This is a genomic window from Mucilaginibacter sp. GW821-FHT07G05 (assembly GCF_059418565.1).
In genome coordinates, this window is the sequence record NZ_JBWKQC010000002.1 from 644854 (window position 1) to 664568 (window position 19715).

Sequence of the window (19715 nt, forward strand, 5' to 3'; positions counted from 1 at the left end):
AGAATAAGGGATGGTGGGAAATAGGGGATACCGGCTATGCGGTAATTCAGCGCTTCAGGGTGCGTAAGTTGTTGTTTTGGACAAAATCATCCTGCTCGGGGGCGGGGATCTCTTCCTGTTCCCGGTCCTGTTTTTCTCTTTCGGCGATCTTGGCACTGATCTCCTGCTCCAGCGTTTCCAGCTGGGATTTTAAGATGACCAGTTCGTCCTCCTGGTCGAAAACCCGTTTGGTGAGTTCCATGACCTCCGGGATCCGGGTACGGTAATCATCCAGTTCCCTGGTGTACCTTTCTTCCATCGCGCCTACGCGGTCGATGGAATTTAAGAAGTACCTGGCTGCGACCTTCGGGTTGTCGATGTTGGGGGCACCGCCATTCTGCATATACTTGATACCTGTTTCACGGCTTTGCGCATACAGCGAAGTAACCACGTCGATGTCTTTTGAAAACACACCGCCGCCGATCTGCACCTTTCGCCGGATGAAAAGGTCGAAGTCATACAGTTCACCCAGCCGCATCTCTGACGCGGCGTTATTGGGCGGTACCCAGTTTTTATACAGGTCAATCAGGTGCTGACCGATCACGAGCGGGTCAGCGGAAGGTATATCAGGTAATTTGAGCGCATTGATCTTTGTGCCTTCCGCATCGTATTTCAAGCCATTCCGGTAGGTGCTGACATCCTTTTGTACCATGGATAGTGTCGTTTCGGTACCGGCGCTGCGTTTTTCGAGATCCTCCAGCAGGTAGCGGTTCCTGGCAACTTCCTTGTAGTGGGCGGATTTATACCCCTCCAGTTCGGCGACCTTTTTCTCGATCCTCGTTTTTTCCAGCAGGGAGGTATCCCCGGAGAGGATGGCGATATACTCGGAGAAGTTCATCCCGCTTTGTTCGTCGATGGCGCCTTCGTCCAGGGTGCGTACCGCCAGTTCATTGTTCTTCATCTGGCTGATGAATACCTGTTTGTTTTTCAGGAGATTGAACTTGTAGTTATCCAGTGATTGCTCCACGGCGTAGATAAAGTTCAACACTTTGTTGCCATAAAATAGTTTGGCCAGCCAGTTACCCTGCCGGGCGCCGCGCCCGTCCCGCTGTTCCAGTTCCGATGGTTTCCAGGGAATGTCCAGGTGATGCAGGGCACGTATCCGTTCCTGGACGTTTAACCCTGTACCTGCTTTTTCCGTACTGCCGATGAGGATCCGGATCTCCTCTGCATTCATCTTTTTAAACAACTCCATGCGTTGTTTATCGGTGGCCCAGTCATGGATAAAGGCGATCTCGGCGGCGGGGATGCCAAAGTCTTCTGTGAGTTTGTCCTTCAGCGCGTCGTACACATTGAACTCACCGGGTTTTGGTGTACCGATATCGCTGAAGATGATCTGGGTTCCTTTGTGCGGGGTGCTTTCCCGGTAGATCTCCGCTACGTTTCGGGCGCAGGCGTTCACTTTGTTACCGGGGTTATCCCCGTATTTTTCCGGGTCGACCAGCCGCATATCCACCGCCATTTTTTTAGCGTAGTTGGTGGCGATGAGCATACGCCCTTTATCCTCGTCATTGGTCAGCGGCCGCCGCCCGAGCAGGGTCGCGTCACCGTTTTTGGCAAACTGCATCAGCCTGCGGATAAAATCCTGCTGATCAGGCGTCGGCTTCAGGTTGACCAGGATTTCCTCGATCTCCGGTTTATCCAGGTTGATGTGTTTCGCCGTTTTGTAATCGGTGATCTGGTTATAGAAAAGCGCGAGTTCAGGGACCTTGATAAAATGCCGGAAGCGTTCTTTCGCCTTGATCTGGTTGGTGATGGTGAACTCCAAGTCTACGGTTTTTCTTGCGTAAACCGCCGCCCAGGCATCGAAGTTCGCAATGCTTTGTCTTTCCATTTCCGCCGGGCGGAGGTATTTAAAGATCAGGTACATTTCCGTGAGGCTGTTGGAAATGGGTGTTCCGGACAGGAACGTGGCACAAAGGTCCTCGCCTCTGCGTTCCTGCAACGTCCTGATCGCGAAAAGCATGTTCAGCGCTTTCTGACTCCCGGCCATGTTTCCGAGCCCCGCAACGCGGTTATGCCGGGTCGTGACGGTCAGGTTCTTAAACTTATGCGATTCATCGATAAATAAGTGGTCGATGTTCAGTTGACTGAAGTTAATGCCAGTGTCCCTGCGCTGATCGATAGCCTCGATGACCGCCTTCAGTTTTGCATCGAGATTTTGCTTGCGGATCTCCAGCCCCTTTAATTTGGCGCGTGTCACTTCATCCCCCGAATGCTGGATGCTGAACAGGTCCATCTCGGTGTTGTCCAGTTCAGTTTCGAGGATCCGGCGCTGGATCTCCGGGGACTGCGGTATCCGCCCGAACTGGTCATGGGTGAGGATCACGCAGTCCCAGTTGTTATTCCTGATCTCATTAAATATCCGATTTCGCTTTGCCGGTTCAAAATCGTTCTGTCCCGGGGCCAGTATCCTCGCTTTGGGGTAGGCCAGCCGGAAGGTATTCGCGATCTGTTGAACATTGGCTTTTAAAGCCAGGATCATCGGCTTATGCACGATGCCGAGTCGTTTCATTTCCATGGCGGCCACGATCATGGTGAGCGTTTTGCCCAAACCGACCTCGTGATCGATCAGGCCGCCATTGTTCTGGATCAGGCGCCAGGCCGCGTTCCGCTGGGAGACATAAAGGTCCTCAATTTTTAAGGCCTTGAAATCGAGCCCGGGAAAGGTGAGGTGACTGCCGTCGTACTCCCGGAGACGGTAGCAATTGTAGGTATCGTTGTATCGCTTTTCGAGATATTGCTTGTCTTCGTTGGGCAGTTCCAGCAGCCACATAAGGTAGCGCGCACGGATCTGATCGATCTTACGGTGCGCGTTCTGTATCGCTTCGGTATCGGGCACCCGTGTTAGCTTGCCACCGATTTCCACCGGGTAGGTGAAGTGCGGCGTGGTGTTCAACAGCGCGTACTCCATCAACACCCGGCCTGTAACCTTGTGGCTTTCTCTTGGTATTACCGAATATTCTTCGTTGGTGACGGTGTTCCCCTGTTTGACATAGCTGACGTCATAGGTGTCGATGGAATTGAAATAACTAACCTTTGTATCCAGTTTGAACAGGTCGGTCGCGAAGCGCTGGTAGTAATCTACCGGCACCCAGCGTTCCCCGAGGTTAAAGTCAAGCAGTTCAAAGGGGATCTTCTCCGGTTGTACCCGCTGAATGGCCGCCAGGCTCCGGGCGATCTGCAGGTTCTCCGGTTCCTTTTTTGCCGCGGCTAAGGTGAGGTCTAATTTTTTCACCACGTTTCCCGATAAAAAATTATCGGTGGTTTCCCAGTCGCCGGATGCCGGGTTAAAGAGTATCTGTTTTTCCAGCTGCACGATGATCTCCTCTTCCGTTAAGCCGGTGACCGCGCCAATGGTTGGCAGGTCGACCCTGCCGAGGTCGTTCAGGCAGCGGCCAAGGGCCTCCGCGGGATCATCCGTTTTGAGCGATTCTTTTTGCTGAATTACAGGGCCGTAGAAAATGTCCGCGCGGACGAAGGCGTTTTCCTGGCGAGTTTCCAGGGATGATAAAATCCTGAAGCCAAATGCCGCATCATCGAACAGCCGGTTGGCATTGCTGCTTTTGTTCAGTTCACCATAAGCGCCGGTAAAAGTATCATATTGATCATTCAGGGCCTGTCGCATGACCGGGAAGGCAACCTGGTGTTCTTCTTCCGCGCTTACGAGATCGAGAAAGGCATCCCGCAGGGCGATATAGCGCCGGTAAAAAACAGGTTCCGGCTGCACGTCGAAGGGTTCGAATGCTGCTTCACCGTTTTTAGGTTCTGCGATCCTTCCCACCAGATCATTGTGAAAGACCAGCGTGTCCTTTACGTAGTAGTGTTTCAGCCCGGTAAATGGCTTCGGGCCGTCCGGCGCCAGTTTGAAAGCCGGTTCGAAGGTGCTGTCACCATCGTAACGGTAGTCGTAAGCGAAATGTTTAAGCCGCAGGGCCAGCCGGTCAAGTTCCTGGCCGAGCAAAACTCCGGTGAGCCACTTATTTGAAAAGGCGATCTCCGAAAGGTTGCTGTAGAGCTTATAGAGATAGCGGTTATTGGTCTTTGCCTGCGCCGTTATCATGACGATACTGTCATGCCCGGGTTTGGTGGTTGTGTGAATCGTGCTGATCACTTTGGCCGAATGTTCCCTGACGAGCAATTTGTCTGCATCGGTAAGGTAAGCCAGCGCTTTATTCCCTGTTTCGCCCCGTGCCGGGGCGTCGAACAAACCCAGTTGGCCGGCACCGGCACTTTGCTGACCTCCACGCTGATCCGGTACGGGAAGAAAGGTGAATTGCCGGAGCCTGGTTGCTTCATTATCAAAGGAAATGGCAGCCCATTTCTCCCGGTTGAGGTTGCTGAATCCGGCTGCCAGTTGTTCACGAAGCATGGGCATCAGCTCCTGCATGTCGCCGTTCTGCCAGGCCAGTCTTGCGGCCTTTCCACGGGCATTGGTGCCCTCGATGACCTCATCCGCGTATACGAGCTCATTTTTGTCGGCCAGCCAGGCATTCTGGTAGTATTTACCAAACGCGTTTTCACCCTCCACGGTTTCCAGCAGCATTTCTTCCGCGGGTGAGAGCGCCTCTTTCGTATCGTTCTTCTGTACGATGATGAGGTGCATGCCCACTTCGACATTAGCATTGTCCTTCATCAGGTTGGCCGGCATGACCGCCACGGTCAGCAGGTCGGCCGAGGTGAAAAGATATTTTCGCGCGTTACCGTTGGACGGGTTATTCAGAAAAGCATCCGTGACCAGGTAGGCAAGGATCCCGCCGTCCTTGAGTTTGTCAAGGCCCTTGGCAAAGAAATACGTATGCAGCTTGGCGGCGATCCCGCTTTTCAGGTATGCCGGGTCATAAACGGTCACATTGCCGAAAGGGATATTGCTGATCACTAGGTCCGATTGGCCCTTTTCGGCCGCAGCCGTTTCTTCAAGGGCCTTCACCTGGATCGTCGCCGGAACAGGAAAGGAGGAACTGATCGCGGAAAGGATCTTCCCGGTGATGATATCCTTTTCAACGGCGTTCACTTGCTCCAGCGTATCGAAGGCTTTAAAAGCTTCTTCCAGGAAAACACCGGCGCCCGCGCTGGTTTCGTAGATCCGGCGCGGCAGAATGTGGCTGTCACGCATGGCGCCGTATATCGCTTCAGGCAGGTAGGATGGGGTATAATAAGCTGTCTGCGTACTGCTCTTCAGGGCATCTACAGCCGTCTTATAGCCTTTCGCGGAAAGCTTGTCTTTCAGCAGCGCGTGCAGTTCCATGACCTGAGGGTGCAGTTTGAGATCTGCCTGCGAAGCATTAAGTTTTTGCCAGGTCCCGATATCGCCGGGCGGGAAAAGGACGACCTTCAGGCCACCGAAGCCGGCATAATTGCGCAAGGCAGAAAGCTCGTTATCCGTCAGGGATTGCCCCTTAAAGTCCAGGGCGATGCGAATGGCCGCGAGGTTGGCTGCCATTGTCGTTACAGGATTAAATGCCATGTTAAACCTCCTCCAGGTAGGCTGATATGGTTCCGATCACTTCGTATTTCAGGAACCTGTCGTCTTCGTCGAGGCCACGCATGAGCGGGGCGCAGACTTCAATGATATTGGTAAGCTCGTAGTGTAAGATGCCGTTGTTGCTGAACCGCAGATAGGCGGACAGGAATTCTTCCTCGAGTACCAGTTTGATATAATCGTAGGCTAAGGAATCAGTCATAAACGGTGGGATTATTTAGTGCTGCAGGGGCGGCAGTGTATCGGCATCAAGAATGTCACCGTAGGAAATATCCAGGCTGATCACGCGGCCCGAAACCTGCTTTTCGCTGAGGGTCACCTGCATGATCTTGTTGCCGGGGAAAGACATTTTTTTAAATACGAAGATGTTGCGGTACCGTTTCGAAAAGGCCGGAACCGGGAGGAGTACAAATACGGGCTTTACCTCGAAGGATTGCACATTGGTCGCTTTCGCGATCTTTTTATCGGCTATCGCGAAGCGAAGATCTTCGATGGCATATTTCAGCCGGCTGCTGTTCTCATAGGCCAGGTCCAAAAAGATATAGTCGCCGAGGGTGTATAGCTGGTTCAACCGTGCCGTCATGCCAAAGGCCCTGTTTTTCTGAACGGAACCCCGTACTTTCAAACTTAACAAGCCCAGTGATAATTTTTTCAGTTGGTTTTGGGACAGGCCTATTCCCGCGATGTCGAGCGGCCGGGTATCGGCAGGAAGGATCTCGATGCGCGCGGGACAATCCGCAGCGCCGGGAACGAGGTGATATTGCGCGAGAAAAGTTTCCCCGGCGATGGTGATGATTGCATCCGTGAAACTATTCACCGAGTCCCGCAGGTGAATACGGCACAGGTTGGGGAGCGGCAGATCGCCTTCCAGCGAGCCCGTGGAAATGTCCACGTATTGGATGGGTTCGGGGGAAACAAAATGCAGCGTCGCCTTTCCGGGAAGCTGGACGACCGGTAAAGATTGCGCGAACACGCGGCCGCTGAACAATGTCAGCAATAAAAAAATGAGATGTTTCATAAAAGATTTATATTAAGGGAATGGATAATACAGTTCAATGGCTATCACTTTGCACCTTGCAGCGCATCGGCATCGATGAGGTAGATATAGGAGTTGTATTTGAGTTTGGCCTTGTTTTTACGCAGCAGGGAGGCTATTGCCGATGACGTCGACTGGAAAACCTTGTCGACGGTGCTCATGATGAATTGGCTGTTCCCGGATGAGCCATTGATATTGATGCCCTGCATGGTATTGCCACCCAGGTCTTTGGTGAAATCACGGAAGGCGGATGAAGGAACGTACAAACCCGGTAGACCGTCAAGATCATATACCTGCAGATTTACCGGCAGGATCTTATCCTGCGAAAGGATCGTCGAGATATTGAGCGTTACTCGCTGTTCCGAGAACCCGCTGATCAGCGCGTACAGGTAGGTACCCTTTTTGATCACCTGGTCGCCGGCTTTGATGTCTTCCATGAGTTTCAGGCGAAGACGGGAACCGCCGTACCCGGTGATATTTTCATCGATCACCGCGCTGATGAATGCGCCGGTACTGACCGGCATGATGGTGTGGAACCCTGCTGCGCTGCCACCAGACCGCCTGACCTTAAGCGCAATTGCTTTAGCCGCAACAGCTGTTGCCGACGCCGCACGGCGGAGTTTTTCCTCCCGGTATTCCGGATCATTTTCCTTGCTGATGCTGTCCATGTAGGACACCTGTTGTTTAAATATCTCCATCGGGTCCGGCGCATTCGGCTCCGGAGGGGAAGCATTTACAACAGTAGCCGGGCGCCGCTGGTTATACAGGTCCGCAATGGCACGGTCGACTTCGGGTACCGACCTTGATCGCGTGTCATGGCGGTTTATGCTGCCGGCGAGTTTGCTGATCGAGTCCAGCATGCGCTGGTCTTTTTCCCTTTTGGAATAAGGGTCGTGGTATTCCGGGTTACTGCTGCTTTCTTTTGGAATGGCGCTGACCGCGCTGGTACCGGAGGCGTCTTTATAAGCATCCCGGAATGCGTCCAGCTTGGTGGCCATATTCTTTTTCCGGATATCCTCGGATACCTCGCCGACAGCCGGGTTAAGCCCTTTTTGTTCTTTGACCACCTGTTCCGGTTTAGAGAATTCGGTTTGCCAGAGGTAGAAAAAGAAACAGATAAAGGGCAGCAGCAGTACCGGCAAAACGTATTTCGGTTGTTTGATATCTATTTTCATATGGGTAAGATTTTAACGTTTAAGCAGTTGCTGCAGGCGTTGGAGGGTTTTGATCATCCTGGCGCTATCCTGCGCGGACAGTTGAGGCTTTCGGTTGAGGCTGTCCACGGTTTTTTTCAATGCCATGGTTTCCTCTATGCGTTCCGTTATCCCGATGATCTTTGAAAAACTGTCGTCAGCAGTAGCGGAAACTTGTTCCGGCCTAATCTTCGCTTTGTTAGCCGGGTGCAGGAACAGCGTAAAAGACAAGAGCAGCGAAACCGATAAGAGGCCAATCATTCCACCGAAAAAGGCTCTTGGGTAAGTGAGCAGCAGGCGCTTCAGCCAAATCGTTCCAATCAATAGAAAGGGTCCGAACTCTTTTTTTAGCTCGGATAACAGCGTATCCCTGGGATCGCGGTTAGAGCGTAGTTTTTTCCACATCCTGCAGGTCTTTATTTTCCAGGGTTTTCCACGCGGTGATCAGTACGCCGTGTGCATTATTATCGCTTCTCGGAATGTCCTTCAGGTAACCCTCCGTCACCAGGGACCGCCAGACGGTCGAGCTACGCCGGTCTATTTTTAATTTCCCATAGTAACGGAAATAATGTTTGGTCATGTCCAGGCCGATGGAATCGGTTTGCAGGGTAAGTACCGAACTGGAAGAGAGGATGGAATTAAAGAAGCCGTTTTCTTTCAGGTCGTTATACTGCTTCATGCCGGACTCGTCGACGAGGTACATGGCTTTTTTCATCTGGTATTCCATGTAGTTGTCATCCGGTGTAAGGGAAAAGAACAGCGCATGGAACAAGCTGATATGGGCCCTGTATTCGGCCGGCCTGTTCATCTGTACATCGGTTTGGCGGGCCAGTACCGGGATATTGTTATCCAGGATATAGATGCTTTTCTGCGCGCTGGCCACCAGTTGGTAAGTGTAATAGGCATTAAGTGCCACAATGACGACCGCGGCCAGCAGGCTGCCTGCCGAGAGGAATGTAGCGAGCCGAACTTTGGACTCTATGTTTTTAATGATCATGGCGGTTCATAAAAAAGGGCCGCTATGCGATGCAAACGGCCCTGGTAAATAAATTCAGATTGATTGTTTAAAGGACTGCGCCTGCGGCTTTCTTCGCGCCGCTGATTACCAAGGTGCTGCTGCGGCCAAAAGTTGAGGAGGCCGAGCTGATGCCGGAAGTAGAAATGATCCAGGTGGAAATACTGGGAACGGTGAACATGCAAATCGCCCCGATCACGAAAACAATAATGACCGTGCCAAACGACAGTACACCATTTCCCGCAAATATGGCCATCTTTTCGATGTTGGCGCCGGTTCCGTTATGCCCGACCAGTTCCTGGTATTTGCTGATCTCCGATTTCATGGCGTATTCCTGCATCAGGCCGCAGATATACATGATCAGGTAGGCGATCCCGGAATACAGGTTGACCGAGATGAACCGGGCGATCCACGTGCTGAAGCTGTCACGGAATGCCGGGAGGATACTGGCCGCTACGGCAAACGGCCCGAGTATGATCAGGATGGATGAATAGATGATCTGGAGCAGGAAGATAATATAGACCGCGATCCGCAAGATCCAGATACCCAGCAGTTCGAGTAGCTGGGTAAACAGCAGCTGCATGCCGACCGTCAGGCGTGCCTTCAGCTCCATTAAGGGTGCCACTACCGAGCTGATCCCTTCTTTGACGGTGCTGGATACTGAATCCCACGCTTCTTCGTACCAGGTGTCGCTTTCCTTTTCCGCGACCTCGGCCTGTGCCTGGTAGGTATAAAGCGAATTAGCGACGGCGACCATCAGGTCGGCCCGGTTGAGTCGCAGGTTGTTCACCAGTGTTTGCTGGCTTTCAAACATCTGCTCCGTTTGCATGGCGACCAGGTCCGTCGGAAAAGCGATGACCTTAACAAAGGTGCCCCACCATAAAATGACCATCGCCAAACCAAAGGGCCGCAACAGCGGCATGACCTCCATTTTTTTATCGCCGGACATCATTTCATAGGACTTGATGGCGAAAAAGACGATCATAAAGATCGCGGACAGTGCCTTCGCTTCCCCGATGAACAGGTCGAAATGGCTCCAGATGGAATCTTTCAGACCTTTCAGGAAATGCATGACCCCCGTTTCATAGACGCCGTCACCCTGCAAAAATTCCAGGGTTGTGGTGCTTTGCGGGGATGAAGCCGATTGAGATCGCGCGTGTAATGCCGAACCCAACACGCCAATAATGAGTAAGCTGAATTTTTTCATTGTACATGTTTTAAGACTTCGTTAGCGATCTGCACGTCCCTCTGCGGCGTCCAGTTGTTGACAGCCAACTGACCTGTTTGAACCTGTTGCTGCTGTGCGTTCATGCGGATGGTTTTCGCGGCGGTCGCGACTCTGATGGCCCAGATCCCGGCCAGCTTGCGGTATTCCATCAGCAGCCGGTGATAGGCCATGATCCTGGCCCCGCGGTCCATGTCGGCCGAATGCGCAGCCTCGACGCGCTCCCGCAGCATATCCAGTTCTTCAGTATACCAGTCGAACAGTCCTTCCGTGATCAGTTTGGCTTTTACCTGTGGCGATAATCCGGTAAGCACCGCGGCATGATCGGTATTCAGTACTGGGCGTAATTCACGGCCGTAGTACAGACGCCATAAGGGATCGAGCTCCGTCACCAGGCCACTGTAGTTGGCCACTTCCGAAAGCGCGGTATTGCGGGTGGTGTCCGACTGTAATTTATAACTGTCGTCAATAGCATTGAGTGTGCCGGCCAGCGCCAGTCTTTGCGTTTGAGGCCCGGTCGCGCTCAGGGGGCGCAGGTCTTTTTTGTAGTAATTGGGATGGAAAAGACCCCAGGTGAGCCAGTAATTCGGGTTTAGGCTTAAGAAGCCCGGTTTGGGGGTGAACTTTTTCTTGTCCCATTGCAGGAACACCATCCGTTCCTGCTGGTAGCGGATGCTTTCGTCCCGGTAGGAGGCCTGGGCCATGCAGTTCCTAAACAGGACCAGCAGGCATACGGATAAAGGAGCTAATATTTTCATGGTTTTAAAAATTTGGCGTTGATAATGATCTGTTCGGCCAACCGGCGATCCTGGCTGATGAATCCGGCCACCGGATTTAGCGAGGCGAGCACCCCGCGCTGTTTTGCCCAGTACATGGCTTTCCAGGCACCGTATGCCAGGCCGTTCATGATCTGTAATTGTTGGGTGACCCTGCGTAAGAGCTGGTCACGGCTGTTATAGTCGGCCAGCACGTTGTTCCCTTCCTTCAAAATATAACCGGAAACATCCCTGACCAGTGCAATCGCCCGGGTCCGCAATTCAGCCGAAATATTTCCCGCAAACAGCAAAAGAGCAGGATCACCCCGCGCCATGGTGATAGCCTGGTTGACATAGCCGGTCATATCAGCAACCAGGAGCGACATATTCCGCACCGCAATACCGTTTTTCAAAGCGGAGTTCACATTGGACAGGCTTTCGTAAATGATGGTTTGCGCCAGAACAACCGCCGCGACATTGGTATTCAGGTTATCGATATCGTTATTGATATTTGACAGGTATTGTTCCTGGGTGTTTTCTGCAGCGCTTCGTACGGCGGCGTTCTGGCTGACCGCGGTAAAGTGCCGGGAATCATAAACCACTTTTTGCGCGCGCCCAAAACTCAACAGGAACAGCATCGGTAACACGATCAGGTTTTTCATTTCAGGTAATTGGCGTTTTGAATAATTTCTTTGGCGATGGACAGGTCGGCATCGATGAAATGCTGGAAGGGATTGGCAGCTTTCAGCATGGCGGCGAGATTCGCATATTGAAACAACCCCAGCATATTATTGGACAGGTCCTGTAAGTGGCTGAGTTCAAGTAACACGAAATCAAACAATATTTTGCGATCGGAAGCCCGCATCTGGTTGATATCACCAAGGGACAGGCTCACCCCCGCGATATAGGTGAGCAGGCTGTAAGCCTTTTCTGCAAAGACCAGTTCGGAATCAAACCCGATAGCCAATAATGCCGGGTTACGTTGGACGTTCACCAGGATCTGGCCCTGGTTACTGATGATCCTGTTGACCATGGGCGTGGCGGAGATGCCGATATCAGCAGCATTGATCAGCAGGCCGAGGGTATTGTAGCGCTGCTGCAGTTCCCGGTAGCGGTTCTTGAGTTTCTCCAGCAAGGTCAGGTTGGCTCGTTCGTTGGCGGTAACGACAGCCTGTTTGTCACGGGCCTTGACCTGGAGTATGTTCTCGGATTTCGACTGGTCAACCAGCTGGTGAATGCCCGGAATGTTCAATACTTTTTTCTGGGCGAAGCCATCATCTCCCATGAACAACATGGAGATACCGATCAGTAACTTTTTCATATAAGCGGTTTTGAGTGTAAAGGAATAGTTGAATTATTGGTGGGTGAGGTACTTGGCATTACTGATCACCTCGCCGGCAATGCGGACGTCCTGGCTCTGCCATTCGGCCCATGGATTCAGCGAGCGGAATATGCCATTCATTTTGGCCCAGTACATGGAGCGGTTCATGCCGTAAGCGATGCCGCGCAGAATACGCATTTCGGTAGCGATGTGGTTGAGCAGCTTGCCGCGTTCCCCCGCATCCATCATATTGCTTTGGCCACCGGTCAGCACAAAAGCGCTGACCTCGGTGGCCAGTTTAGTCGCGCGGAGTTGAAACTCCCTGGCGCCCTTTTCAGCAAATAATATCAGTATGGGGTTGGTCCGGGCAAGCGTAACGGCGGATTGCACATCCTTCACGATATCGATCCCGCAGTCGGCAATGTCTTTGATGTTGCTGAGGTTATTGATCACGGCCGCCACCTGGGTAAGTCCGTTATAGATGCGGTTTTGAAGATTGTTGACTACGGTAAGCTGTCCGGTTACCGCCAGCTGTCCCTTTTGGATCAGGTCGAGACGGTTATTGGTGGTGTTCAGCTGCCCGTTAATGGTGGAGGAGTTAATGGCGATCGCGCCGGAAACGGCAGGGTCGATCACCAGGAGTTGGGCGAATGCGGGACTGGCGATCAGCCATAAGCCCAGCAGCAAAAAACTATTCATTAAATTTTTCATGATCGGATTGATTTACAGAGGTGATAAATGCGGACAGGCTCTGACCGCTGGCATGGAAATCAAGGACAAAGGCATCGAGGCCCTGCCGGTAATTGCCAAAACGTTTGATGTATTTTTCTACGGCGGATTTTTCGGGCTTTTCCGTGGTGTAGGTCAGGTATTGGTGCAGCGAAACTTCCACGCCGTACACTTCGCCGGTGGCGCCGCGCCGGATATAGACCTCCTTGAATCTTCCCCGGCCATCCTGGTTTTCCAGTTGATTAATGGTAAAGATCTTCCGGCGTTCGGTTTCGTTGATGGCCAGCAGCGCGGCGATCTCGTCATAATTGTCCCTGAATTTGGTCTGGTCCAGCAGGCAGATCATATCGGAGTTGTTAATGATACTGTCCTTAACGATAGGGTTACCGATGATGTCGCCGAGCTCCTGGGTAACCACAATAGCCTCACCCCAGAATTTACGCACCGTCTTATACAGGTAAAGCAGGTAGCCCGCCATCAGCGGGCTCGCGATCGCCTTCCAGGCTTCCTCGACCACCAAGGCCTTACGCCTGGCGGAGCGGAAACGCATTTTCTGGATGAAAACATCCATAATGATCAGCGTCACGATGGGGAAAAGCACCCGGTGCTCCTTGATGGAATCAATTTCAAAGACAATAAAACGTTCCGTGAACAAGGATTGGTCGGCCGCCTCGTTCAATATCGCCGCATATTCGCCGCCGCGATAGAACTTCTTCAGGACATAGCGGAATTCATCCAGGTCAAAAGATATGCCCTCGTCCCGTTTGATCTCGGGGAGTTTCCATAAAGCGAATTCATAGAAGCTGTTAAAATCAAGCTGCTTTATGAGCTTTGACTGGAAAGCTTCCCCGGCGGTGTTCTTGCGGATTTTAATATCCAGCGCATATAACCTTAAAAAAAACGCCCGGAATTTATATTCGCGGGCGACGGAATCGTCCAACCCCCGCATCAACCAATGGTCAATTTCAGCCAGTTCGGCGTCAGTAAGCACGTCTGAAAACTCCGCCGGATCTGCCGGGGAGTCTTCCTCGGGTAAGCATATTTCTTTAAGCTTTTCAGCAACCGCTGTACGAATCGTCTCTCTTTCTGTTTTGGATAATCCGGGAAATTCCGGCGGATTAAAAAAATGCTGGTAAAAGGCACTGATTACCTGGCTGATCACATCCCGTTCCACCTGGGTGGAAATGCCTTCCGAGCCTTTCCAAAGCAGCATGATCAGGGTAGCCAGAAAATCCTTTTTCTCGATATTATATTCGGATTCATCGATCTGGAAGGGATTCATCGTGATCGGTTGCTGATCGGTATAGGTGATATACTTTCCCTGGTAATAGGCGCACAGACCGGAATAGGAGTGACCGGTATCCACAATGACCAGGTCCATTTCATACAGCATATACTGCTCGATCAGCGCGTTCATGAAAAAGCTCTTGCCGCTGCCGCTTGGCCCGAGCACGAACTTGTTGCGATTATTGATCCGCCCGGTACGCATGGGCAGGTCAGCCGGGTCCATGCCAACGGGTATGCCCTGCCTGTCGGTGAACCGGAGCAGAAAGTCCGAGGGCTCATCCTGCTGCAACGATTCCTTGAAGAAAAAGCAGATGGCCGCATCGCAGGTGGTCAGGAACCAGTCGTATTCCTTCAGTTCAACACCATTTCCCGGAAGCGCGCTGCGGAACAGTTCCAGCTGGTTGTAAGCATTTTTACTGGGGATGATCCCCATCCCGAATAAGGCGCTTTCAATGTAGTTGGTGGCTTTTGGCAGCAATTCATGCCGCCCGGCGATCAGGATATTATAATGGGCATTCACCAGCAGCTGGCTTTCCCTGGCCACATCGTTAAGCAGCAGGTCGATATCCTCTACACATAGCTGGTTGGCCGGGTCGGGGATACCCGCATGTCTTTTTTTCTTTTGTTCCAGTTTGCGGAGCACAGCGGTCTGGTCCGGAATATCGATCAGCTGGTTGAACAGGATGACCTCACAGCCCGGAACTTTAAACAGGAAGGACAGGAGGTCTACCGGGAAACCCCGAATACTTTCCTTGCCATTTATTTCGAGATGCGTGGATACTTCTGTGGGAAGATCGATGCTGTCGATATTTACCAGGGTAATGCTGCGCAGCGAACTGTCGCCCATCCTGATCTCCGATTCCGAAGGGGCAAGGTTGTTCAGGCTGACGTTCGGTGAACGAAAATCCATACTGAGGATCCGGAGGGTCAGATGATTGATCTGCGCTTCATCGAGGACCTTACCGAAAGGCAGGAGGTCGCAAACCTTTTCCGCAACACGGGTCAATGCCATGATCGCGCCGCTATCGTATTGATAAAATGCCCCCTTTTTATTGCGGCGGGTAATGACCAGGTAGGTTTCGACACGAAGGCAATCCCTTCCCCTGAAGTGATCATTATACTGTTGCTGGAGATATTCGGCGGCTTCCGGCGGCTGGTAATCAGCGTGGCTGATGATATCCTGTTTTTGCAACAGGTAACCATCGCCGAGCAGTTTGACAATATTATTAAATAATTGGTGGAACTCCTCGTATCCGGCAGGGTAGGCTGAATAACGGATGACCGGGTTATTCATCCGGATAATGACCGATACTTCGCCGGACAGGCCGATCAGCAGGTCATAACCGCCGTGTCTGTCTATTCCCGCATAGGGTATGTCAAATAGGTTTTTTACGGCCATAATGATTGAGTAGGTAGATTTTGGAGGAGCGGCTTTTGGTATAGAGTCCGCCTTTTTGTTTGGTCGCGGTGAACAGAAGTCCCCCGGCGATACAGCCGGCCAGTACGATGGCGCCGAGCCACATATTGATCAAAGTCATGGTTAAAGCGCCGAGAATGAGGCCGGCCAGTAGTGAGGCGATGCCCCAGTAGATGAATTTTCCCTTGAAGCCTTTGAACACAAGGGGCTTTTGGAGCCCCTTGTATACAGCATACTTACGCGCCATCAGAGTCCGAAGAAGGCTTTGACCACCAGCGCGGATACGACCAGGAACACGCAGGAACCGCCCCAGCCCATCAACTCTTTGTTGATGTCCTGATCACCAGAGTTCCATTTCGAATACACGCGTATCGCACCCACGATGCCTACGATACCACCGATGACAAGGGTAATGTTGGTGACCGGCCCGATGTACGTCTTAAGTGAAGCAGTCGCTGTGTTTAAGCCGGTTACGCCGTTCTGGGCAAATGCAGGAACGGAAAGGGCCAGCAACATCGCTGCCGCCCAGATTTTTTTTGTTTTGTGAAACATTAAAAAGGAGAAAAAATGATTGGCGGAGATCTTTTATAGCCCGCGGAGCGCAGGGCCGGCCAACCAAAAAAAGGCGTTCAGATCACGAACAACGCCCGGAGGTTGACCTCATTTTTTCTTGATGCAGAATAAACTGCTTGCAGGAGTTAAGTATAAAATGACGGGAATCTTTTATAGCTGCGGAGAGCAGCCTTAGTAAAACAGGCGTTCAGATTCCGAACAACGCCCTGAGAAATACACCGGATAGTACCATGAACAGGGCCGCGTAAAACCAGTTGGCCGCTTCCCGGTCAAAATGGTGTTTACCCGCCTGCATATTATGGTAGATCCTGACCGCGCCGGTAATCCCGAGTATGGTCGCGAGCACCATCGCGCAATCAAAGGCAGGGAAGAAAGCATTGCCGATCTGGCGTTCGGCCTGCTGCATCTCGGCAATCCCCGGTTGCGCCAATACGGAAGATGCCGAGAGCAAGAAGGAAACAAATAATAAAGTCCTGCGCATCAGAAGCTGACGGCACGGGTAAATTCTATCGCTTCTTCCCTTGCCAGCGAGAAGGTCTGCCTGATGCTGACGCCCCCGGAAGCGATGACCGCGGAGGCAATATCCCCTGATGACGGCGCGTCGGGAATTGTCTGCGCTTTATCCTCATCCACCATAAAGGTCAGCTCCTCATCACCGGAGCCAGCGGGAGGTTTGCGGAGCCGGTGGTAGTCCCAGCCAATGATGACGGCATAATAGAAGCCATAAAGTAGTAGTAGCCAGAGGCTGAATTTGATCCATATCATAAGTCTGTGTTTTGAATGTATTGTTTGATAATTGTTTTGATTTCGGGTTGGGTAGCCAATAAATGGTATACGGCGAAGGCCACGGTCTTGCTGACATCGACCCCGGTGGCCATCTTAAACTTGTTCAGGATATCCACGGTCTTGCTGTCAAACCGCGCATGCACCATGCTTTTATTGCCGGCGGTGTCGTAGGCATGAATGTCATTCAGTATAGTAGGCGAGGTAGCAGGTTTACCGGAACTTTTCTTTTCGGCACCTTTGAGGGATTTGTTTTTTTTGAGTTGTTGGGCAGCGGGCTTGGCCAGCTGTTCCCTGAGCTGGTCTGCCAGCGATTTCATTTGTTCCATAAGCGGGGTGCAAAAATTTCTTCAAATACCGGCGCGACGACCGGGTGTAAGGTGAGCGGTGTCATAAAGGTGGTGATGCGCTGGAAGTCCACCCTGTCGGGGATAACCGGCGTAATGCTGCCAAACTTCCGCAGCTGTTCATTGACATCGGCCATGATCTCGAATTTCGCATTGGCCTTGATCCGGTTGGGGACGAAAACGATAGCGATGTTTGGGTTGATCTTTTTGACGACCACGGTAAAAAGTATGGTGGATTCAAAGGTGAACTCCTCGTAGGCGAAAGGGCAAATGACAAGATCTGCCGACTGGAATACCGGTATAAGGCCGTCATCGTCCAGCTTACCCGGAAGGTCGATCAGTACGACCATATTTTCGTCCCTGTTATTCTTCAGGACATTTTTTAACAAGGGGTACATATCCAGTGTCGCGGGAACTACCTCGTAGTTCTCTTTGTTCTCCAGGATCTTAGCCTTATCGTATTTCTGCATGATGGACTGCTGGTAATCCATATCGACAATAGTAGCGGGCCATTCCCTGGCCATGGTTAGATAGTTGGCAGCCAGCACTGCGAGCGTACTTTTGCCGACGCCCCCTTTTTGGTTTCCGATAATGGTGATCATATATATAGGTGAATTAACGTGTGTTAGTGCCCGCTTTCCTTTTTCGTTGACGGTTTCGGCCATAAACGGATTCGTCGTCGACATCGTCAGCGATCCATACCGGGCCGATATAGTCGGCGTGATCCGTTTCTTTTTCATCAGCGATCAAACCTGCAGCCATAGTTTTTACAGGTACCGTGTTCTCCACAGGAACGACATTGTTTTCAAGGAGATATTTAAGGCTCAATATCTCACTGCCTTTAAACACCTGGAGGGTCTCGTGATCCACGATAGAATAGCCGTAAGGTTTTTTGCCTTCTGCCGCGTGCAGGATAATGTCGATCCGGTGATCTGAACGCATTTTTTCTTTAAAGTCCGGATGGGATTTGTGAAGCAAAAACAAGGTTTTCAATTCAGCGATCCGCCCGGTATCCGGTTTCCTGCCTGCGATCTTCTCCATCAGCTTATCCTGATCGGGGTAATCTTTTCCGGGATAGCCCAGGCTTTCAATAACCAGGTAGAATTGAGCGATGGTACTGAAACGGTATTGTAATGCGGTTGTATATCCCAATACTTTATCCAGCGCCCGTAAGCTGCGGACATGCTCAAAGTCCCGATTGATCTGCCGACCCTGCCGGTCGATTCGACTGGAGACGAGATGCACATGGTTGTTCTCCGTATCCTTGTGAAAGACCACGAGGTAAGGTTGAGTATGATATCCCATTTCCTTCAACCAGGCTTCTGCTATGGCGGTCAGCTCATGTTTATCGTATTGCCTGCCTGTAGCCGAGATCGCGGCGTGTAACTGCGTATTGCTGACACGCTGGTTCTGTGAAGCGACCATTTTCAAGTAGTTGATGATGTCCTGTGGTTTCGTTTTATGCAGTGCCTGCAGGGCGCCAAAGTTGGCGAACTTCATCAGTTCCCCTTTATTGCGGTCAATCTTCGTGGTGTTATAGCTGACACCTGCAAAATTCCTTGAAGGCTTCTCCAAAATCTTGATGATCATTTCCTGAAAAGTAGCTGGAAAACCGCGGTACTCTGTATCAGCATCGTCGGCTAACAATATAAGACGATAGCGGTCAATCCGTATAGTTACCTAAGCCTATATCCGCTTAGCACTGTATGTATGAAGCTAAATCAACGTGTATCGGCAAATCACCGTTTTTAAATAACAGCGAATCTTACTATCCCAGGAATCAGGTACGAATACAGCAATGCATCCGCATAGTCATGCAACTTGATATCACAAAACCTGTATAAAATTTATCTGGATAACGGTGGAACTGCGTATCGAGAGATCTGTGTTACCGCTGCTGCAACGATCTTTGGAGGCCTGCAACTTTATAACTGTTAAACTTTATAGCTATAAAAACATGTACCTTCATTAGCAGTTACTCCGTTATCGAATTGCAGTTGTATATCGTTCTATGGTTCCGATGGTATCGTGAATGGCCCCGCCATGACTAAACAACGCGATTCTTTCAGGTAAGAATCCCCGTCCGCTTCCCATAACGACGGAATGGTAGCCAAATGTGATGACTATTCCCCCAGGCAGCAGACATCTTTTCACCTCATCTTTCAGTTGCCTGAAAGGACTGCAGATATAACCGTTATATAACTCCATGCTTTTTCGATAAGCATACGGCGGGTCAAGCAGAATGGTTTGGAACGGCTCTCCGCGCCAGCTTCTTAAAAAATTCACTGCATCGTCGTGGTAGTCGGCAGGCATCCCGGGATTAATATCATTCCGCACCTCCTTTACTGATAATATGGTTTTGCCTGCAAAGAGATTCAAAACATGTCCTTCGCAATTCTTTTCAACCCAATTTCTGATGGGTTTTACGGAAAAGGTGTATCGGTGCAGCGGGCAACGTACATGTTCGAAAATGATCATGAATTAGGTTGTTTTTAATGCAAATTCAGCTATTG

20 protein-coding genes are annotated in these 19715 nt (G+C 51.3%); all 20 read right to left on the minus strand.

Annotated elements, in window-relative coordinates:
- Positions 1 to 46: 46 nt before the first annotated feature.
- Positions 47 to 5506, minus strand: coding sequence for a helicase-like domain-containing protein (locus AC07NA_RS07140; protein ID WP_494896874.1), 5460 nt, complete (start codon positions 5504 to 5506; stop codon positions 47 to 49).
- 1 nt (position 5507) lies between these two features.
- Complete coding sequence (locus AC07NA_RS07145) at positions 5508 to 5723, minus strand: hypothetical protein (protein WP_494896876.1); 216 nt, start codon at positions 5721 to 5723, stop codon at positions 5508 to 5510.
- Between the two features lie 15 nt (positions 5724 to 5738).
- Positions 5739 to 6539 carry a DUF4138 domain-containing protein gene (locus AC07NA_RS07150; protein WP_494896878.1) on the minus strand — a complete coding sequence of 267 codons (801 nt, stop codon included), beginning with the start codon at positions 6537 to 6539 and terminating at the stop codon, positions 5739 to 5741.
- Between the two features lie 44 nt (positions 6540 to 6583).
- Positions 6584 to 7732, minus strand: a complete 1149-nt coding sequence (traM, locus tag AC07NA_RS07155; protein ID WP_494896880.1) for a conjugative transposon protein TraM — start codon at positions 7730 to 7732, stop codon at positions 6584 to 6586.
- 12 nt (positions 7733 to 7744) lie between these two features.
- A complete protein-coding gene (locus AC07NA_RS07160; RefSeq protein ID WP_494896881.1) occupies positions 7745 to 8155 on the minus strand; it encodes a hypothetical protein in 411 nt (136 codons plus the stop codon).
- Positions 8133 to 8747, minus strand: coding sequence for a conjugative transposon protein TraK (gene traK, locus AC07NA_RS07165; protein ID WP_494896883.1), 615 nt, complete (start codon positions 8745 to 8747; stop codon positions 8133 to 8135). Before traK ends, AC07NA_RS07160 begins: the two co-directional genes overlap by 23 nt.
- 67 nt (positions 8748 to 8814) lie before the next feature.
- Positions 8815 to 9972 carry a TraJ family protein gene (locus AC07NA_RS07170; RefSeq protein ID WP_494896885.1) on the minus strand — a complete coding sequence of 386 codons (1158 nt, stop codon included), beginning with the start codon at positions 9970 to 9972 and terminating at the stop codon, positions 8815 to 8817.
- A complete protein-coding gene (locus AC07NA_RS07175) occupies positions 9969 to 10748 on the minus strand; it encodes a hypothetical protein (RefSeq protein ID WP_494896887.1) in 780 nt (259 codons plus the stop codon). The genes AC07NA_RS07170 and AC07NA_RS07175 overlap by 4 nt, the downstream gene beginning before the upstream one ends.
- Positions 10745 to 11407, minus strand: a complete 663-nt coding sequence (locus AC07NA_RS07180) for a hypothetical protein (RefSeq protein ID WP_494896889.1) — start codon at positions 11405 to 11407, stop codon at positions 10745 to 10747. The genes AC07NA_RS07175 and AC07NA_RS07180 overlap by 4 nt, the downstream gene beginning before the upstream one ends.
- Entirely contained in the window at positions 11404 to 12066 is a 663-nt protein-coding gene (locus tag AC07NA_RS07185) for a hypothetical protein (RefSeq protein ID WP_494896891.1), read from the minus strand. Before AC07NA_RS07185 ends, AC07NA_RS07180 begins: the two co-directional genes overlap by 4 nt.
- 33 nt (positions 12067 to 12099) lie before the next feature.
- Positions 12100 to 12777 carry a hypothetical protein gene (locus AC07NA_RS07190; RefSeq protein WP_494896893.1) on the minus strand — a complete coding sequence of 226 codons (678 nt, stop codon included), beginning with the start codon at positions 12775 to 12777 and terminating at the stop codon, positions 12100 to 12102.
- Positions 12758 to 15481 (minus strand): TraG family conjugative transposon ATPase, encoded by a 2724-nt coding sequence (locus AC07NA_RS07195; RefSeq protein WP_494896894.1) that lies wholly within the window; start codon positions 15479 to 15481, stop codon positions 12758 to 12760. The genes AC07NA_RS07190 and AC07NA_RS07195 overlap by 20 nt, the downstream gene beginning before the upstream one ends.
- Entirely contained in the window at positions 15459 to 15746 is a 288-nt protein-coding gene (locus AC07NA_RS07200) for a plasmid transfer protein (RefSeq protein WP_494896895.1), read from the minus strand. Before AC07NA_RS07200 ends, AC07NA_RS07195 begins: the two co-directional genes overlap by 23 nt.
- Positions 15746 to 16051 (minus strand): DUF4134 domain-containing protein, encoded by a 306-nt coding sequence (locus AC07NA_RS07205; RefSeq protein WP_345214018.1) that lies wholly within the window; start codon positions 16049 to 16051, stop codon positions 15746 to 15748. Before AC07NA_RS07205 ends, AC07NA_RS07200 begins: the two co-directional genes overlap by 1 nt.
- 208 nt (positions 16052 to 16259) lie before the next feature.
- Positions 16260 to 16553, minus strand: a complete 294-nt coding sequence (locus tag AC07NA_RS07210; RefSeq protein WP_494896896.1) for a DUF4134 family protein — start codon at positions 16551 to 16553, stop codon at positions 16260 to 16262.
- Entirely contained in the window at positions 16553 to 16837 is a 285-nt protein-coding gene (locus tag AC07NA_RS07215; RefSeq protein ID WP_494896898.1) for a hypothetical protein, read from the minus strand. Before AC07NA_RS07215 ends, AC07NA_RS07210 begins: the two co-directional genes overlap by 1 nt.
- Positions 16834 to 17184: a hypothetical protein gene (locus tag AC07NA_RS07220; RefSeq protein WP_494896899.1), complete on the minus strand. Its 351-nt coding sequence runs from the start codon at positions 17182 to 17184 to the stop codon at positions 16834 to 16836. The genes AC07NA_RS07215 and AC07NA_RS07220 overlap by 4 nt, the downstream gene beginning before the upstream one ends.
- Positions 17172 to 17804, minus strand: coding sequence for a ParA family protein (locus AC07NA_RS07225; RefSeq protein ID WP_494896900.1), 633 nt, complete (start codon positions 17802 to 17804; stop codon positions 17172 to 17174). The genes AC07NA_RS07220 and AC07NA_RS07225 overlap by 13 nt, the downstream gene beginning before the upstream one ends.
- A gap of 13 nt (positions 17805 to 17817) precedes the next feature.
- Entirely contained in the window at positions 17818 to 18792 is a 975-nt protein-coding gene (locus AC07NA_RS07230; protein ID WP_494896902.1) for a relaxase/mobilization nuclease domain-containing protein, read from the minus strand.
- A gap of 393 nt (positions 18793 to 19185) precedes the next feature.
- Positions 19186 to 19680: a hypothetical protein gene (locus AC07NA_RS07235; RefSeq protein WP_494896904.1), complete on the minus strand. Its 495-nt coding sequence runs from the start codon at positions 19678 to 19680 to the stop codon at positions 19186 to 19188.
- Between the last annotated feature and the right edge of the window lie 35 nt (positions 19681 to 19715).

Excerpts from the sequence above, each read along its gene's own strand:
- AC07NA_RS07140 (WP_494896874.1), bottom strand. The coding sequence starts at position 5,506 with ATGGCATTTAATCCTGTAACGACAATGGCAGCCAACCTCGCGGCCATT.
- AC07NA_RS07145 (WP_494896876.1), bottom strand. The coding sequence starts at position 5,723 with ATGACTGATTCCTTAGCCTACGATTATATCAAACTGGTACTCGAGGAA.
- AC07NA_RS07150 (WP_494896878.1), bottom strand. The coding sequence starts at position 6,539 with ATGAAACATCTCATTTTTTTATTGCTGACATTGTTCAGCGGCCGCGTG.
- traM (WP_494896880.1), bottom strand. The coding sequence starts at position 7,732 with ATGAAAATAGATATCAAACAACCGAAATACGTTTTGCCGGTACTGCTG.
- AC07NA_RS07160 (WP_494896881.1), bottom strand. The coding sequence starts at position 8,155 with ATGTGGAAAAAACTACGCTCTAACCGCGATCCCAGGGATACGCTGTTA.
- traK (WP_494896883.1), bottom strand. The coding sequence starts at position 8,747 with ATGATCATTAAAAACATAGAGTCCAAAGTTCGGCTCGCTACATTCCTC.
- AC07NA_RS07170 (WP_494896885.1), bottom strand. The coding sequence starts at position 9,972 with ATGAAAAAATTCAGCTTACTCATTATTGGCGTGTTGGGTTCGGCATTA.
- AC07NA_RS07175 (WP_494896887.1), bottom strand. The coding sequence starts at position 10,748 with ATGAAAATATTAGCTCCTTTATCCGTATGCCTGCTGGTCCTGTTTAGG.
- AC07NA_RS07180 (WP_494896889.1), bottom strand. The coding sequence starts at position 11,407 with ATGAAAAACCTGATCGTGTTACCGATGCTGTTCCTGTTGAGTTTTGGG.
- AC07NA_RS07185 (WP_494896891.1), bottom strand. The coding sequence starts at position 12,066 with ATGAAAAAGTTACTGATCGGTATCTCCATGTTGTTCATGGGAGATGAT.
- AC07NA_RS07190 (WP_494896893.1), bottom strand. The coding sequence starts at position 12,777 with ATGAAAAATTTAATGAATAGTTTTTTGCTGCTGGGCTTATGGCTGATC.
- AC07NA_RS07195 (WP_494896894.1), bottom strand. The coding sequence starts at position 15,481 with ATGGCCGTAAAAAACCTATTTGACATACCCTATGCGGGAATAGACAGA.
- AC07NA_RS07200 (WP_494896895.1), bottom strand. The coding sequence starts at position 15,746 with ATGGCGCGTAAGTATGCTGTATACAAGGGGCTCCAAAAGCCCCTTGTG.
- AC07NA_RS07205 (WP_345214018.1), bottom strand. The coding sequence starts at position 16,051 with ATGTTTCACAAAACAAAAAAAATCTGGGCGGCAGCGATGTTGCTGGCC.
- AC07NA_RS07210 (WP_494896896.1), bottom strand. The coding sequence starts at position 16,553 with ATGCGCAGGACTTTATTATTTGTTTCCTTCTTGCTCTCGGCATCTTCC.
- AC07NA_RS07215 (WP_494896898.1), bottom strand. The coding sequence starts at position 16,837 with ATGATATGGATCAAATTCAGCCTCTGGCTACTACTACTTTATGGCTTC.
- AC07NA_RS07220 (WP_494896899.1), bottom strand. The coding sequence starts at position 17,184 with ATGGAACAAATGAAATCGCTGGCAGACCAGCTCAGGGAACAGCTGGCC.
- AC07NA_RS07225 (WP_494896900.1), bottom strand. The coding sequence starts at position 17,804 with ATGATCACCATTATCGGAAACCAAAAAGGGGGCGTCGGCAAAAGTACG.
- AC07NA_RS07230 (WP_494896902.1), bottom strand. The coding sequence starts at position 18,792 with ATGATCATCAAGATTTTGGAGAAGCCTTCAAGGAATTTTGCAGGTGTC.
- AC07NA_RS07235 (WP_494896904.1), bottom strand. The coding sequence starts at position 19,680 with ATGATCATTTTCGAACATGTACGTTGCCCGCTGCACCGATACACCTTT.